The 16,257-nt window shown below is 31.7% G+C and carries 17 protein-coding genes, 2 pseudogenes and 1 riboswitch; of the genes and pseudogenes, 14 read left to right on the top strand and 5 right to left on the bottom strand.

The window, feature by feature from the left end; genetic code table 11:
* The first annotated feature begins 15 nt into the window (after positions 1 to 15).
* The 8 genes and pseudogenes from ACREVX_RS14855 to ACREVX_RS14825 all read left to right on the top strand — a co-directional run bounded on the left by ACREVX_RS14855 (position 16) and on the right by ACREVX_RS14825 (position 8,455).
* Positions 16 to 1,755 (top strand): glycoside hydrolase family 13 protein, encoded by a 1,740-nt coding sequence (locus ACREVX_RS14855; RefSeq protein ID WP_431545000.1) that lies wholly within the window; start codon positions 16 to 18, stop codon positions 1,753 to 1,755.
* 74 nt (positions 1,756 to 1,829) lie between these two features.
* Positions 1,830 to 3,116, top strand: coding sequence for an alpha-amylase family glycosyl hydrolase (locus ACREVX_RS14850; protein WP_431544999.1), 1,287 nt, complete (start codon positions 1,830 to 1,832; stop codon positions 3,114 to 3,116).
* A gap of 2 nt (positions 3,117 to 3,118) precedes the next feature.
* Positions 3,119 to 3,190: pseudogene (locus ACREVX_RS17005) on the top strand (alpha-amylase family glycosyl hydrolase); the annotation flags it as partial.
* Positions 3,191 to 3,392: 202 nt separating this feature from the next.
* The gene (locus ACREVX_RS14845; RefSeq protein ID WP_431544998.1) at positions 3,393 to 4,553 is read left to right on the top strand and encodes a M20 family metallopeptidase; all 1,161 of its coding nucleotides are present in this window, start codon (positions 3,393 to 3,395) and stop codon (positions 4,551 to 4,553) included.
* Between the two features lie 150 nt (positions 4,554 to 4,703).
* On the top strand, positions 4,704 to 6,491 hold the full coding sequence (gene dnaK / locus ACREVX_RS14840; protein ID WP_431544997.1) for a molecular chaperone DnaK: 1,788 nt from the start codon (positions 4,704 to 4,706) through the stop codon (positions 6,489 to 6,491).
* 40 nt (positions 6,492 to 6,531) lie between these two features.
* Entirely contained in the window at positions 6,532 to 7,350 is an 819-nt protein-coding gene (locus ACREVX_RS14835; RefSeq protein ID WP_431544996.1) for a DUF5685 family protein, read from the top strand.
* Positions 7,350 to 8,015: a J domain-containing protein gene (locus tag ACREVX_RS14830; RefSeq protein ID WP_431544995.1), complete on the top strand. Its 666-nt coding sequence runs from the start codon at positions 7,350 to 7,352 to the stop codon at positions 8,013 to 8,015. The genes ACREVX_RS14835 and ACREVX_RS14830 overlap by 1 nt, the downstream gene beginning before the upstream one ends.
* 32 nt (positions 8,016 to 8,047) lie before the next feature.
* The gene (locus ACREVX_RS14825) at positions 8,048 to 8,455 is read left to right on the top strand and encodes a hypothetical protein (protein WP_431544994.1); all 408 of its coding nucleotides are present in this window, start codon (positions 8,048 to 8,050) and stop codon (positions 8,453 to 8,455) included.
* Between the two features lie 327 nt (positions 8,456 to 8,782).
* On the opposite strand, the gene sugE is transcribed toward ACREVX_RS14825, so the two are convergent.
* A complete protein-coding gene (sugE, locus tag ACREVX_RS14820) occupies positions 8,783 to 9,103 on the bottom strand; it encodes a quaternary ammonium compound efflux SMR transporter SugE (protein WP_431544993.1) in 321 nt (106 codons plus the stop codon).
* A gap of 151 nt (positions 9,104 to 9,254) precedes the next feature.
* A riboswitch (guanidine-I (ykkC/yxkD leader) is annotated at positions 9,255 to 9,359 on the bottom strand.
* Between the two features lie 207 nt (positions 9,360 to 9,566).
* Between sugE and ACREVX_RS14815 the strand changes: the two genes are divergently transcribed.
* From ACREVX_RS14815 to ACREVX_RS14805, 3 genes are all read left to right on the top strand, one after another.
* Entirely contained in the window at positions 9,567 to 10,517 is a 951-nt protein-coding gene (locus ACREVX_RS14815) for an AEC family transporter (RefSeq protein WP_431544992.1), read from the top strand.
* Positions 10,518 to 10,605: 88 nt separating this feature from the next.
* Entirely contained in the window at positions 10,606 to 10,788 is a 183-nt protein-coding gene (locus tag ACREVX_RS14810) for a hypothetical protein (protein WP_431544991.1), read from the top strand.
* 202 nt (positions 10,789 to 10,990) lie between these two features.
* Positions 10,991 to 11,794, top strand: coding sequence for a CPBP family intramembrane glutamic endopeptidase (locus ACREVX_RS14805; RefSeq protein WP_431544990.1), 804 nt, complete (start codon positions 10,991 to 10,993; stop codon positions 11,792 to 11,794).
* A 407-nt stretch (positions 11,795 to 12,201) separates the two neighbouring features.
* Here the strand turns inward: ACREVX_RS14805 and ACREVX_RS14800 are convergent, their stop codons facing one another.
* The 4 genes from ACREVX_RS14800 to ACREVX_RS14785 form a co-directional block, all read right to left on the bottom strand.
* A complete protein-coding gene (locus ACREVX_RS14800; protein ID WP_431544989.1) occupies positions 12,202 to 12,705 on the bottom strand; it encodes an HD-GYP domain-containing protein in 504 nt (167 codons plus the stop codon).
* Positions 12,706 to 12,709: 4 nt separating this feature from the next.
* Complete coding sequence (locus ACREVX_RS14795; RefSeq protein WP_431544988.1) at positions 12,710 to 12,985, bottom strand: hypothetical protein; 276 nt, start codon at positions 12,983 to 12,985, stop codon at positions 12,710 to 12,712.
* A 114-nt stretch (positions 12,986 to 13,099) separates the two neighbouring features.
* Positions 13,100 to 14,371 carry an MFS transporter gene (locus tag ACREVX_RS14790; RefSeq protein WP_431544987.1) on the bottom strand — a complete coding sequence of 424 codons (1,272 nt, stop codon included), beginning with the start codon at positions 14,369 to 14,371 and terminating at the stop codon, positions 13,100 to 13,102.
* A 265-nt stretch (positions 14,372 to 14,636) separates the two neighbouring features.
* A complete protein-coding gene (locus ACREVX_RS14785) occupies positions 14,637 to 14,969 on the bottom strand; it encodes a hypothetical protein (RefSeq protein WP_431544986.1) in 333 nt (110 codons plus the stop codon).
* A gap of 273 nt (positions 14,970 to 15,242) precedes the next feature.
* On the opposite strand from ACREVX_RS14785, the gene ACREVX_RS14780 reads away from it, so the two are divergent.
* The 3 genes and pseudogenes from ACREVX_RS14780 to ACREVX_RS14770 form a co-directional block, all read left to right on the top strand.
* Positions 15,243 to 15,686 (top strand): FAD-dependent oxidoreductase, encoded by a 444-nt coding sequence (locus ACREVX_RS14780; RefSeq protein ID WP_431544985.1) that lies wholly within the window; start codon positions 15,243 to 15,245, stop codon positions 15,684 to 15,686.
* A gap of 14 nt (positions 15,687 to 15,700) precedes the next feature.
* Positions 15,701 to 15,916 carry an FAD-dependent oxidoreductase gene (locus ACREVX_RS14775; protein ID WP_431544984.1) on the top strand — a complete coding sequence of 72 codons (216 nt, stop codon included), beginning with the start codon at positions 15,701 to 15,703 and terminating at the stop codon, positions 15,914 to 15,916.
* A gap of 229 nt (positions 15,917 to 16,145) precedes the next feature.
* Positions 16,146 to 16,223 (top strand): annotated as a pseudogene (locus tag ACREVX_RS14770) (TOTE conflict system archaeo-eukaryotic primase domain-containing protein); the annotation flags it as partial.
* Between the last annotated feature and the right edge of the window lie 34 nt (positions 16,224 to 16,257).

The following is a 16,257-nucleotide window of genomic DNA, read 5'->3' as shown; positions in this document are numbered from 1 at the left end:
AGAGAGGAAGATTTTATGTTAAAACAAGCGATTTATCACAAGGTTTATTCGGATTATGCTTATCCATTATCAAATAGGGATTTACTTATTAAGATAAGAACTAAAAAAAATGACATAAAGGATATAAATTTAATATACTTAGATAAATATAAGTATTCTACAAGTAAAGAAACTAATACAGCTAAAATGAGTAAGGTAGCAAGTGACAATTTGTTTGACTATTTTGAGGGGATAATTGAACATGATTATATAAGTGTTAATTATTATTTTGAACTAGTAGATGATAAGGAAAGATTATATTATGGGAATTATCTATTTTCCACTGATAAGCCTGATGAGGGGTCAGAATTTTTTAATTTCCCAGTAATGTCAGAAAAAGATATTTTTATTGTACCGCAGTGGGCAAATGAATCAATAGTATATCAGATATTTCCAGATAGATTCTACAATGGCGATAAGACTATTGATCCGCAAAATGTAAAGCCATGGAATTCTAAAGTTGATCGTGAGATTATGCTAGGAGGAGATTTAAGTGGTATAATTGATAAATTGGATTATATTGAAGACTTAGGAGTAAATACTATTTATATGACTCCTATTTTTACTGCAGGATCAAATCATAAGTACAACACCTTTGATTACTTTGAAATAGATCCTCAGTTTGGAACTTTGGAAACTTTAAAAGAACTTGTTAATAGTGCTCACAAGAGAAATATAAGAGTAATCTTGGATGCTGTATTTAATCACTCAGGCGTTGAGTTTTTACCATTTGTAGATGTACGGGAAAATGGCGAAAAATCTGTGTATAAGGATTGGTTTGATATTAGAAAATTTCCAGTAGAAATAAAAAACGTTCCTGATTATGGCACTTTTGCTTATGGTGGTTATATGCCAAAACTCATGACTAATAACGAGGCAACAAAAAAATATCTTATAGATGTTGCCACATATTGGATTAGGGAAGCAGATATTGATGGCTGGCGCTTAGATGTAGCCGATGAAGTAGATCATCATTTTTGGAGAGAATTCAGACAAGCAGTTAAAAATGTTAAACCTGATGTATTAATAGTAGGAGAAGTTTGGTATGAATCAAGCTCTTGGCTTCAAGGTGATGAGTTTGATTCAGTAATGAATTATGTATTTACTAGTGCAGTAAAAGATTTTGTTGCTTTTAATAAAATTAATGCTAAAGAATTTGGAGAACGAATAGAATCCATAAGAGGAATGTATAAGATTCCAGCTCATAACGTATTGTGGAACTTGATAGGTAGTCACGATACTGCTCGTTTCTTAAATGTTGCAAAGGAAGATGTAGACAGATTAAAGCTAGCAGCTTTTATACAACTTACGTTCACAGGAATACCAATGATCTACTACGGAGATGAAATAGGCATGACTGGGGCAGATGATCCTGATTGCCGAAGAGGAATGGTTTGGAATGTTGATAAACAAAATAAAACATTAAAGCAATACTATAAGAAGTTAATTTCCATAAGGAAAGCTAATAAGGTCTTTACTCAAGGCAATTTTGTCACGGTTCTAGTTGATGGACAAGATAATATTTATGGTTTTAGAAGAAAATTAAAGGATGAAACTATAGAAGGTTATATTAATAATGGAGATAAATCTGAATCTATAAATATAAAAGTAAATAGAATCTGTTTAGATTTAATAGAAAATAAAACACATATTCCAGTTAGAGGAATGGTTACAATTGAAATCCCAGCAAAATCAGGTGTAATAATAAAACTATAAAACTAACTAAATTTTTCTTGAAAAAAAAATAGTAGAGTTAGCCCTAAAATAGATATTTAAAGGAGTTGCTTAATATGGCAAAGGATACAAATCTAAAGTTAAGAAATAGCACAATATATTCTGTTTTTGTACGCAATCACACTGAAGATGGTAATTTCCAAGGGGTAACAAAGGATTTAGATAGGATAGCTGATTTAGGCGTTGATATAATTTGGCTATTACCAATACATCCAATTGGACAAGTTAATAAAAAGGGAAGTTTGGGATGTCCTTATTCTATTGAAGATTATAGAAAAGTTAATCCAGAGTACGGAACACTAGAAGAGTTTGAAGAACTTATTAAAGAAACACATAAAAGAGGTATGAAGGTCATTATTGATGTTGTTTATAATCACACTTCGCATAAGTCAGAACTCTTTGAAACTCATCCTGAGTATTTTTACAGAAAAGAGAATGGGTCTATTGGTGGTAAAGTAGGGGATTGGACAGATATAATTGATTTAGATTACGATAACAAAAATTTATGGGATTATCAAATAGATGCTCTAAAATATTGGATTTCTCTTGGCGTAGATGGCTTTAGGTGCGATGTTGCCCCTTTAATTCCTATAGAATTTTGGATAAGGGCTAGAAAAGAGATTTTAAGTATAAAGGAAGACGTTATTTGGCTTGCAGAAAGCATTGACCCATATTTTATGAAAGAGCTAAGAAAAAAGAACATACTAGCTCATTCTGATAGTGAAGTATTTAAGGCTTTTGATATTACTTATGATTACGATACTTATAAGTTCTTTGCACAATATCTTAATGGAGAAAGAGAGTTAGAATATTTGCTAGAACTAAAACGTCATCAGGAATATATATATGCAAGTAATTATGTAAAGCTTAGATTTTTAGAAAATCATGACACCCAAAGAATAACTTCATATTTAAAAGAAGATACTGATTTGAAGAATTGGACTGCATTTATGTTTTTCGAAAAAGGCACGGCGCTTATATATGCTGGTCAGGAAGCAAAGGATAATAACATCCCAAATCTTTTTGACAGGGATTTAGTAAACTGGGATAAGGATAAAGAATATGCACAGTTTATAAAAAAACTTATTTATATAAAGAAAGATGATATTTTTGCGTATGGATATTATGAAATTATGAGTTCTAGAAAAATAGGCGTAATTGAGGCTAGATATGAGTTGAATCAAGAAGAACTTATTGGAATATTTAATGTTGAAAGAAAGTCTGGAGATTATTGCTTGGATATTAAGGATGGAAACTATAAGAACTTAATAGACGATAGTAATATAGAAGTTATTGATGGTAAAATCGAACTCGGACTAAAACCTCTCATTTTTAAATTATAGTAGGAAGGGATAATGCAAGAACTCCAATGCAATGGGATTCATCAGAAAATGCAGGCTTTACAAATGGAGATCCTCATAATCTTGATAGCATAATGTTAAGACCTTATGAAGCAAGAGTATATATTATAAAATAAATTGAATGTGGCAGATAAAGCAGAGATGCTTTGTCTGCCACATTTTACTCAGTTAATATTTGATAAAAAGCACTAAGAGATGTATAATTATTATATTTTATTAAAGTTGCTTAATAAGTGAATAAAGAAGGGGTATAACAAGATGAAAAATAAAATAATGGATGAAATTGAAAACATAAAAGAAAAACTATGGGAAATTAATGATTACATATATTACAACCCTGAATTGGGTAGTGAGGAATTTAAGGCTGTTGATAAATTAACATCTTTTCTTGCTGAACATTCTTTTAAAGTAGATATTAACATAGCAAATATCGAAACTGCGTTCAAAGCTGTATATGATAGTAACATAAAAGGTCCAACTATTGCATTTTTATGTGAATATGATTCATTACCCGTAATAGGGCATGGGTGTGGGCATGATATGATAGGAACAATTAGCGCTGGAGCAGCGGTTGCCTTAAGTAAAGTAATAGGGCGAGTTGGTGGCAAAATAGAGGTATATGGAACTCCGGCAGAGGAAACATGTGGTGCGAAAGTTGGAATGGCGTCGCAAGGAGTATTTGATAATGTTGATGTTGCTATGATGATGCATCCTTATGGTAAAACTTGCGAAAGTGGTCAATCATTGGCGCTAGAAGCACTTGAATTTAATTTTGCAGGTAAGGCGAGTCATGCAGCAAACAGTCCTGAAAATGGAATTAATGCGCTTGACGCAGTAATATTAATGTTTAATGGGATAAATGCATTGAGACAACATGTTACTTCAGATGTAAAAATACATGGGATTATATGTGAAGGTGGTGTAGCTCCCAATATAGTACCAGAAAAAGCTGTTGCAAAATTTTATGTAAGGGCGCAGAAAAAATCCTATCTCAAGGAAATAATTCAAAAGGTGAAAAATATTGCGCGTGGGGCTGCACTTATGACTGGGGCGAGTGTGGAAATAAGATTATTTGAACCATCTTTTGATGATATGAATACTAATAATAATTTATCAGAGGCATTTAATGAAAACTTGAGAATGTGTGGGATATCCGATATAAATCCATCAGAAAATATTGGATCACTAGATATGGGAAATGTAAGTTACGTTGTACCAGCAATTCATCCATTGATTGGAATAGGAAATCCCAAATTAAACCTACATACAGTGGAAATGGCCAAAGCAACAATAACAAGTGAGGCACATGATGCTTTACTTATAGGTGCAGCTGCGCTTGCCTGCACTGGGTACGATGTTATTACAGATGCCAATTTGCTTTCTAGTATAAGAAAAGAGTTTAAGAAGAGTTTATTATAAAAGAAACATATTGAAACATGTATTGTTGGGTTCGTCTCTGATATAATAGGAAGTGAATTACATTATTTTAAAGTTACTAATTAATATAAAAATTAGAGAAAACATAAGCAATGAGAAAGGAATATTTTTTTATATAAAGGAGATAATATTATGTCTAAAGTAATAGGTATTGATTTAGGTACAACAAATTCATGTGTGTCTGTAATGGAAGGCGGGGAGGCCGTTATAATTCATAATGCAGAGGGTGGCCGTACAACTCCATCCATAGTTGCATTTTCTAAAACAGGTGAACGTTTGATAGGTGAGCCTGCAAAGCATCAGATAGTTACCAATCATGAACGTACAATAAGTTCCATTAAACGTGAAATGGGAAGTGACTACAGAGTTAATATTGATGGTAAGAAATATTCACCACAAGAACTTTCCGCAATGATTTTACAAAAACTGAAAACAGATGCAGAAAGTTATCTGGGCGAAATTGTAAGTGACGCCGTGATTACCGTACCTGCATACTTTACTGATGCACAAAGGCAAGCAACCAAAGATGCGGGAAAGATTTCAGGGTTAAATGTACAGCGAATAATTAACGAGCCAACTGCTGCTGCGGTTGCTTACGGTGTAGATAAAGAAACACCACAAAAGGTTATGGTGTACGATTTAGGAGGAGGAACATTTGATGTGTCCATTCTCGACATCAACAATGGAGTTATTGAAGTGATGGCTACAGCAGGAAATAATCGCCTAGGCGGTGATGATTTTGACAAATGCGTAGTTGATTATCTTGCACATGAATTTAAGAGGGAAAATCACATTAATCTTACAAAGGATGCTACTGCGATGCAACGCGTTAAAGAAGCTGCAGAAATAGCAAAAATTGAACTCAGTGGTGTAACATCAACTGTGGTAAATCTTCCATTTATTACTTCAGGGAAGTCAGGTCCATTACATATGAATATTACATTGACAAGGGCAAAGTTTGATGAACTCACAGCTCAGCTTGTGGATGCTACAATACAGCCAGTGAAACAGGCAATGCTGGATTCTGGTCTTAGTAGTTCTGATATCAGCAAGGTTTTACTTGTGGGAGGATCCAGTCGTATTCCTGCGGTACATGAGGCAGTAAAAAAATTCATAGGAAAAGAGCCATTTAAGGGTATTAATCCTGATGAATGTGTTGCAATGGGTGCTGCACTTCAGGCTGGAGTTCTTGTAGGTGTAGTGAAAGGCTTGTTGCTTTTGGATGTAACACCGCTTTCACTAGGAATTGAAACTATGGGAAGAGTTTTTTCTAAAATTATTGACCGTAACACAACGCTTCCAATAAAAAAGAGTCAAATTTTCACTACATCCGGCAGTTTTCAAACATCTGTGGAGATTCATGTTTTGCAGGGTGAACGTGAAATGGCGTCTCACAATAAAACATTAGGTAAATTTAAACTAAGTGGTATTCGTCGTGCGCCAAGAGGTGTTCCACAGATTGAGGTAACATTCAGTATTGATGCAAATGGCATTGTCAATGTATCTGCAAAAGACTTGGGAACTGGCAAAGAACAAAACATTAATATTACTTCTTCGTCAAACCTTAGCCAGCAGGAAATTGATCAAGCTATTCGTGATTCAGAGAAGTTCGCTGCAGACGACGCAAAAAACAAAGAAGAAGTTAACATAAAGGATCATGGGGAACAGCTCATTTATCAAGCAGTGAAAGTTATGAAAAAGCTTGATAAAAGTGACAGTGTTGTGCTAAAAGATGCTATTAAATCTACCAAAAAATCATTAAAGGGTAAAGATAAGTCACAGATGGTTGAGGATTGCAATGAGTTATCTAAGGTGTTAGAAACAATGGAGCAAAAAGTTACGCATGATGATATTTCAGATACTACAAATAGTAATGAAAATAATGAAGATATTCAAGAAAATGAAGAAAATGAAAAGTAACAGTTGCAGGTTAAGAATATAAATAAGGCGGGTGAATAGTATGTTTGGATATGTTGTGGTAAATGCGGATAAGTTAACACTGGAAGAGAATAAGCAATATAAAGCATGCTATTGTGGGTTATGTAAGTCGCTGGGAACCCGTCACGGAATAATAAGCCGTTTCACCCTTACTTATGATATGACTTTTCTTGTCTTGTTTCTTTCTGCACTTTATAAGACTGAGATAGAAGTGCTAACTGAGCGGTGCATCATTCATCCTTTGAAGCCACACGAATATTGGTATAATGAAATCACAAGTTATGCTGCTGACATGAATGTTATACTTGCCTATTACAAGTTGATTGACGATTGGCAAGATGATAGAAAGATACTGTCAATTAGCGCGGCAAAACTGTTTAAGCGGGAATGTAATCGCATTGAAACACAATATCCAAATCAATGTACTGCAATTAGCAAGTGTCTTGATGAGCTTTGTAAAATTGAAAAATCAGGAGAATTGAATCCAGATATTCCAGCAAATTGCTTTGGAAAACTAATGGGTGAAATTTTCGTTTTAAGGGAAGATGAATACGCGAAGAAATTACGAACATTTGGAGCATCGCTAGGTAAGTTCATTTATATAATGGATGCTTGTGTGGATTTAAAGTCTGATATAAAAAATGAGCACTATAATCCGCTCTTTATGTCATCATCTGCAGATTTCTATGATATTTTAAATCTGCTTTTGGCTGACTGCATTGAAAATTATAAACAGCTTCCTATTAATGAAGATAAAGAACTGATTGAAAATATCCTTTATTCGGGTGTTTGGACAAAGTATGAAGCAGAAAAAAAGAAGACAAAGGAGGAACACAAATAATGATATCAGATCCTTATGAAGTTCTTGGTGTTTCTTCAACTGATTCCAAGGAAGAAATTACTAAAGCTTATAGAAAACTTGCAAAAAAATACCATCCAGACTTGAATCAAGGTGGTGAAGATACCACAAAAAAAATGGGCGAAATTAATGCTGCTTATGAACAGATAAAAAATGGAAAAACTAACCCAAATAGTAATGGAGGAGGAAACAGTAACCAAAATCCATACGGCAATGGAAACAGTTCTTATGGACGAGATAATCCATTTGATGGGTTCAATCCTTTTGGAGACTTTGGACCTTTTGGTGGAGGTCAGCAGCAAAAACGTGAATATTCCGAGTTCGATTCGGTAAATAGCTATTTGAATGCAGGATATTATGATGAGGCACTTAATGTACTGGAAAGTATCACAAGTAGGAGTGCACAGTGGTACTATTACAGTGCACTTGTAAATTCAGGTTTGGGCAACCAAATAACATCATTAAATCACGCAAAAACAGCAGTACAAATGGAGCCGGATAATTTTGAATATCAAAGGATATTAAACCAAATACAAAGCGGTGGTCGTGTCTATCAGCAGCGGAGCCAGGACTACGGCACGCCGACAATTAGTTTAAATAAGATATGTTTAGGTATTTGTTTTGCGAAAATGTTTTGTGGGTGCTAAGGCCTAAAGTATTAAGAAGAGGAGTGAGTAAAATGGGAAAGTTTAAAAGTAAGGTAGCACAGTTTATGTATGGGAGATATGGTATAGATCAACTGTACAATGCGTTGATTGTAGCATATTTTGTTTTGATAGTTGCTAATGTTTTTATCAAGTCTGCTATTATTAGCATTTTAATGTATGTTTTTCTGATTGTTATTATTTTCAGAACATTATCTCGAAATATTTACAAAAGGCGTTTGGAAAATGAGAAGTTTATGAAGATTTGGAAACCTGCTCGTGCAAAAGGGTCTTTGGAAATTCGTAAAATTAAAGAAATTAAAACACATCGTTTTCGTAAATGCCCATATTGTAAGAAAGTACTTCGTTTGCCGAAAAGGAGGGGTAAGCATACAGTTAAATGTCCCTGTTGCAATAAGGAATTTGAATTGAAAATTCTATGAACTAGATGAGGCGATGTTAAACTATTTTGATCAGCTTATTTAAATGGCATGAATATTATAAAAAATGAAGTGTGAAAAAGAATGTATCATAGTTTGGAAGAATGTATTCTCCATTTAGAAAAAGCGGGTCAATTAATTAGAATACATGAAGAAGTTGACTTGGTGTTCCGCTTAAAGTTAGTATAATTATTGGAGGTCTCCTACTCATACGCTAGCTGCAATAATGCCATTACCTGAGGGACTAAGTGAAATGACTTTGCTGGACTTCTTTCAGGACGGCAAGACTTGTTGCCAGTGTTACTTTATCACTATCTATCAGTAGATGATTTAATTAGGGGATACAATTTTCAATCCCACAATTCCTATTATTATAAATCCAATACAAATTAATCGCATTGCATCCATAGGTTCTTTGAATAATACTATTCCTAAAATTACAGTACCAACCGTACCAATTCCTGTCCAAATTGCATATGCAGTTCCTAATGGAAGGCTTTTCAAGGCTAATGATAGAAAATAGAAACTTGCTATCATTCCGAATACAGTAAATACACTCCATATAGGTTTTGCGAAGCCTTGTGAATATTTCAAACCTATAGCCCAAAACACTTCAAAAATCCCTGCTATAACTAAAAACAACCATTTCATAATTATCACTCCTCATCGTATTGAAAACTTTAAATGCCAATTAATACTTAATAAATCGTTTGTCTTTTTTAAAAGTAGTATATTTTATATTTACATAAATACCCTCTTAATAATATTCAAAATAAAAAAGCCAAGGACGATATTATTGAATATCTCCCAGGCTTTTATCCTTCCGTGAACACAGCTAAACTGTGCGTTTTATCTTGGACCAGACCAGTTATTAATTTAAAACTGCGGAACCCTATAAAACTTTAAATTACATATATTTTGTTTTTTAAATAATAACAAAAATTATTAACATTGTCAATATCCATTTTTATTTATTTTGTAAGTTTTATGATATAATAACTTAGAAATCAAGAAAAATATGAAATGTTATTTAGTAGTTGAAGCAATTGTTTATTCTAATAATAACATAGATAAGATAATCATTAGCATAAAATAATTTCAAAAGGGAGTAAAGATGCAAAATTTTATTTTTTCACTTAACGTAGTTTTACCACTTCTAATAATGATGGGTGTGGGGTGGGGACTAAAACATTTCAAGGTTTGTGATGAGAGCTTTTTTAAAACAGCAAATAAATTAATTTTTAAGCTTTTTTTACCCTTGATGCTGTTTAATAATATTTATTTAGGCGATATACAAAGCACTTTTAATCTAAGACTTATTCTTTTTGTAGTATCTTCTATTCTAATAACCTTTATTTTACTAACCTTAATTATTCCAAGAATTGAAAAGCAAAATAGAAATAGAGGCGTGCTTATCCAGGCACTTTTCAGGAGCAATTATATATTGTTTGGAGTGCCGGTGTGTATGAATTTATTTGGACAAGCCGATATGGGAATAACTTCTATGCTTGCTGTCTTTGTAGTTCCACTATATAATTTTTTAGCTGTTGTAGTTCTGGCAGAATATGCAAACAAAGGAAACAATGAACCAAGGTCAATACAAAAAACTCTTATGGATGTAGTTAAAAACCCGTTAATTATTTCTTGCGTTATAGGAATAATAATGGCAGCTACAGGGATAAAACTTCCCAATGTCATTGAAAAAACTGTTTTAGACATTTCAAAGATAGCAACTCCTTTTGCACTTATAATATTGGGAGGAGATTTTGTTGTTGGTGATGCTCTAAAAAACATTAAATATATTGCTTGGGTTTCCATATTTAAGTTAATTATTATACCCGGAATTATTATTTTATCAGCGATTTTGATTGGGTTCAGACAGTTTGAACTTGGAGTTTTGCTTTCCATATTTGCATCACCAATAGCGGTAGCAAGCTATGTCATGGCACAAAATGTGAAATCAAATGATGAACTAGCTGGACAATTAGTTGCAACTACTACAATTTTATCATCATTTACAATTTTCTGCTTTATTCTTATTTTAAAAAGCTATAGATTTATTTAAGCATTTAATTGTAAGCTACTTAATTGAATATCAATTATCAATAAGGTATAATAGAATATATATTATAATTGTACGAGGGGTGTAGAAGATGACAGATAAACAGAAATTATTAATTTTATTAGATGATTTTAAGTTAGGGTATACCGATGAGAATAATAACATTGTACTTAAAGAAGGCAATGAGAATGTAATAGGAAGGGATGGTTATGGAGCTACATTTATATTCCAAGAAAACAATACTTTTGATGCATTAAAAATTTATAAAAAATAATAAAGTAATTAAGTTATAAGTATCATTTATTTCGCAAAACTAAGTTATCATACTATTGACAATTAGAAGCTGGAAGGCTTCTTTTTCAGTGTATAGGAAACAGTTTGCGTAAAACGTTGTGGATGACATACTTGCTAAAAAATAGGTAGAAAAAATTAGATAAATATGAGAAACCGTCATAGAGTTAAGGGAGGATGAAAATATGAAAAAACAGAAGCAATCGCTAAAGCTAATTGGACTTTTTCTACTTTACACTTTTTCTATAACATGGGCGTGTTGGTCAATTATTATAATAGGAAATAATTATTTTAATGTTCTTTGGTATGGTGAATCCTTAAGTTGGATACCTTACATAATTGGAGGTTTGGGACCAGCCATTAGTTCTTATATTATTTATCGACAGTTTAATGAAGAGTTTGATGAAAGGTCCTTTGTTAAATTCGTTTTTGGTAGTAAAATAAATATAAAAAGTTGGTTGATATTTGGATTATATTTCATTTGGCGTTTCTTTATGATTTGGTTCGCCTTTGAAATTAAGAAGCCTATTTCAATGCTCAATCTATTTATTAATTTACCACTTATTATACCTTTAGGAGGACTTGAGGAACTGGGTTGGCGAGGAATTCTTCAACCTAAATTAGAAAAGGTATTTAATTATTTACCCTCTGTTCTTATTGTGGGAGTTATATGGAGCATATGGCATTTACCATTATGGCTAATGAAAGGTACAGTGCAAAGTGGATTCCCATTTGTATTATATTTATTATCTGGAATGGTTTTAACTGTCAGCTATACAACTCTTTATAAATATACAAAGAACATATTTCTTTGTGTAATAAGTCATGCATGGTTTAATGATTGTATTGGATTAGCTTTATATACTGGTAATAATGGAGCATTGCAGCTAAATTTAAACTGGAAAGTAAGTGTAGTGTTTCTCATTGAGCTAATAGTATCCTTAATTTTAGTCATAGAATATAATCGTAAGAAGGATATAAGGATTTAAATATAATAAAAATTATTTATATAAATAATAACGAACCTTAAAAATTTACTTAGTGAAAGGTTTAAAGAATTTGAAGCAAAATAGGTTAACCACTGCATAAGCTAATTTGGAAAAGGTTAAATCAAATGATGAACTAGCTGGACAATTAGTTGCAACTACTACAATTTTCTGTTTTATTCTTATTTCAAAAAACTACAGCTTTATTTAAGAATTTAATTATAAGCTACTTAATTAAATATAAATTATTAATAAGGTATAATAAAATATATATTATAATGGTATCAAAATGCTTTGTAACACCTGTAATGATCGTGGTATCTATATTATATTAGGGTATTATCGAATTACTATTTTTTCGTCTTATTCAGCAGAGTATATGATATGTTTAAAAGCATTTTTATAATAATTTAAGTACTTCTATTATAAAAACAGTATTTTTGTGATAAATTAATATATTTCGTCTTTGTTAACGGCTTGTTTACTTTATTATAGTGTAATGCAATTATTGGTCTAGGGCCTATATTTTGTCTTACATTCACTACAATTCCAACTTCACCTGTTGAAATTCTTACAATAGATCCTAATGGATAAACTGCAAGGTTATTGGTCATGGCATTCACTACATTTGCATCAAACAAATAATTGCCGCTTCCATAAAGATACTCTATAGCCAAGTACTCTGGGTTATTTTCATAAACTATTAGCTTATTATAGCTCTCACATACTGCAATAATTCTTGCACCCAACGGAATTCTCTCACCTGAAATTCCTTTAGGAAACCCAGATCCATTCCACCTTTCATGATGGTTTAATATCAATTTAGCTATTCCTTCTGATAAGCCAGCATCTTTTGCAAAGTAATATCCATATAAAGCATGTTCCTTAAAAAGAGTGTTTTCAGCTTCATTCATATTTTTATGATTTGAGACATATTTTTAATAATATTTCATCTTTTGAAAGGTTATCTCCAATATTACGAGCAAGTCTTATAATTTCCTTTTCTAATATATTTTTTATTTCAGTTCGTACTACATCAATAGGGTCAACATCAAGAGTATATCTTTCAGTTACTGTAACATGTGTTACTCCTCTCTTTATTAATGATTCTATTAATTTAGAGGTTAGCTTATTGCCTTTAGTTAACAATACTTTGTCGCCAAATTCAGAGTATACTGTCTCACTAACTAACATCCCAGGAGCCAATTTATTGCTTTCTAATATTAACACGTTTCCACCTACTTCACTAAAATTACACGATTTCTGAAGCGAACTTTTGAAAAGGCATTACCATGACGAGCTAACATATTAATTGTCTACAACCTGTGTAATTATCATAGGGTCATTTGGTACCTTTAGTAATACAAGACCACCAATTACAAAAAGAATTATTATACTTAATACACCAAGGTTAGTTTTTCCCGTTAGTTGTGTTACTATTCCTACTAAAAAGGGACCTATAATAGCAGCAAATTTTCCAAATATATTATAAAATCCGAAAAATTCATTGAAGTTTTTTTGGGGTATTAATTTTGCAAAGTATGATCTACTTATTGCCTGTATACCACCTTGAGAAGTACCTACTAACATTGCTAAAACCCAAAAGTCGAAAGTGGTTTTTATAAAGAAGGCATATATGCAAATTCCAATATAAATAAGCACTCCTATTAGTAGCATTCTTTTCCCAGTATATTTTTGAGCTAATTTCCCAAATATTATAGCACATGGGAAGGCCACAAATTGTGTCACAAGAAGTATGAGAAGTAAGTTAGTGGAGCTTATTCCTAAATCTGCACCATAAGATGTTGCCATGGTTATAATGGTATTTACACCGTCAATATAAAAAAAATAAGCAAGTAAAAATAAGAAGATAGGTTTGTGCTTTTGAATATTCTTAAAGGTTGTTGAAAGTCTTATAAAGCTGTTTTTTACAGGGGTTTTCTCTATTTCTATTCCATAATTCTGATTTACCTTGCGCATTAGGGGTAAGGTGAATACACCCCACCATATTGCTGTTATAACAAAAGCCATTTGTGAAGCGGTAGTTACTGATAAAGGTATAATATGAAATTGAGCCAGCATAACTATAGCCATGCATAAGATAAAAGGTATAGTACTCCCAATATATCCGAAAGCAAAACCCATACTAGATACGTAATCCATCCGATCTTTTGTTGTAACATCCACTAGGAAGGCATCATAGAAAATGCAACTACCTGAAAAGCCTATCGAGGTCAATACATAGACAATGAGTAGGATTAACCAAAATTGAGTTGGCACAAAGGCTAGCAAAGCAGTTGTAACAATGCCTAGAAGGAAGAATACATTAAAAAACTTCTTCTTATATCCTTTATAATCAGCTAATGTCCCTAAAATAGGAGCAAGCAGTGCAACTATAAGGGTTCCTATAGAGTTCGCATATCCCCAATAAGCTGTGGATAAGGAGGATGCGCCTCCAGAGTTTATAAAAGCAGATTTAAAATATAGTGGCAATATTGTCGATGTAATCACAAGGCTATAAGCGGAATTACCCCAGTCGTAGAATACCCAACTCTTTTCTGTTTTATCAAGTTTGCGCACAATTATTTACCTCCATTATTCTAATGTATAAAATTCTTTAATACATTAATATCACATTTTTTAAATTTAATACCAAAAAATGCTGATTGGGTTACACCTCAACAATTATTTATTTAATTTCAACATAATTTTCCATACCTTACTGTAAAATGTGTGTAAAGTTTATTAAAAATTGAATCTCTTCCCATTAGATTACTTCATACAATATTACTTATTACAAAATGTACCTTTGAGATAATAAATTATATAACAACATTCAGAAAAACTACTGTATTAACTTAATTACTCCAGAACTATCTGATATATATGGTAAGTGTTTTATAATAGTGTAAATATATTTTGGTTTTAATTTATCATCACCTAAAATCTTATTTAAGGATAATTTATTATTACCTAAAACCTGATTTAAAGATAATTCATTATAATATAATAAGTTACACCAAAAAATTGAAAAGTCATTTTTTGTATTGAAAATTATATTATCGTTATCTTTAACTGTAAATCCAAAATTGAATTTTTCCAAAATATCTATATCTACATATTCATCATTAGATAAAAGTAATAGTACATCATTCCACATTTTTTTAAATGTAACCATTAAACTTCCTCCTATAATTTTTTTCTTTAAAATAAAAAATTACTCTTGTTTTACTATACAACATATTAAGTTGAATTTTTGCTTTGTTAATAAGAAGTAACATAATTTAGTATATTTTAACAATTCTAATTTAAAAAAATTAGAATATAGGCATAATTTTCAAGCTCAACAACTTATTTATAAAATTGAAGGAAATGATGCTACAATCATTATAAGTCCTTTCTATGCCAATCATGTGATCTATTCAATTTTAAGCATTAAGTACTTACATAATTGAAATATATCGAGGGAAGGATAACTGAAATTGACGCACAAAATAAATGTGTTAAACTTGAAAATCATGAAATAGTATCTTTTGATATGCTTTCTTTGGATGCAGGATCTGAAATGGTAGGGAAAAGTATTGAGGGGGTTACGGAATACGCATTGAGAGTCAAGCCATTAGAAAACCTATTTAAAATGAGAACAGATTTTGTGAATCAGACATTTGATGGTAGAAATGTTGTAATAGTAGGTGCAGGAGCTGCAGGAATTGAAATTACATTTGCGTTAAAAGCATTGTCAAGCAAATTGAAGAGAAATATAAAAATAACTTTAGTGCATAGAGGAAATTTAATATTAAAAGGTTATCATGAAAATGTCAGGAAAAAAATTATAAAAAAACTTAAGAAAGATAAAATTAATGTTTTATCTGAGCATAAAATATCAAAGGCCTAGAAAATAATATCGCTATGGAGTCTGGAAAACAGTTAAATTATGATTTTTTAGTATGGGCTTCAGGTCCAGCGGCAAATCCAATGTATAAGGATTCAGGGATTACAGTAGACAATGCTGGTTATATGCGGGTTAACAGCTATCTTCAGTCCGTTGACTATCCTTTTATTTTCGGAACAGGAGACTGTAGTTCTTTTTCTGATTTTGAATATGTAAAGAAAATAGCAGCTTAGATGTTAAAATTTTATTGGTTGATTGCCTAAATAAAGACATAGAGATTGAGAATAAAATGGAAAAAGTTTTAACGGCTAATTAAGGTGAAATATTCACTCTGATTAGCTGCTTTAAATTCTCATAATTTCATAATTGTATAGTTCAATTTTATTAGTTAAGGCCTGAGCATGGACACTTTGTTATGCAAATAATAAAATCTTAATTTCTTATTGAAATAAAAATGAAAGTAAATTCAAATCATATGATAGATTATTTCCTAATCAGGATACTATGCCAAAAGGCGGACTTGGAAATCTTATAGTTTAAGTGGTTATGCTCAAATAGGTTATTCTGCTAAAAG

This window comes from Clostridium sp. (assembly GCF_050717545.1).
GTDB lineage: Bacteria > Bacillota > Clostridia > Clostridiales > Clostridiaceae > Clostridium_AD.
Note: the sequence above shows the minus strand (reverse complement) of the source record. Positions and strands in the feature narration are given on the sequence as shown.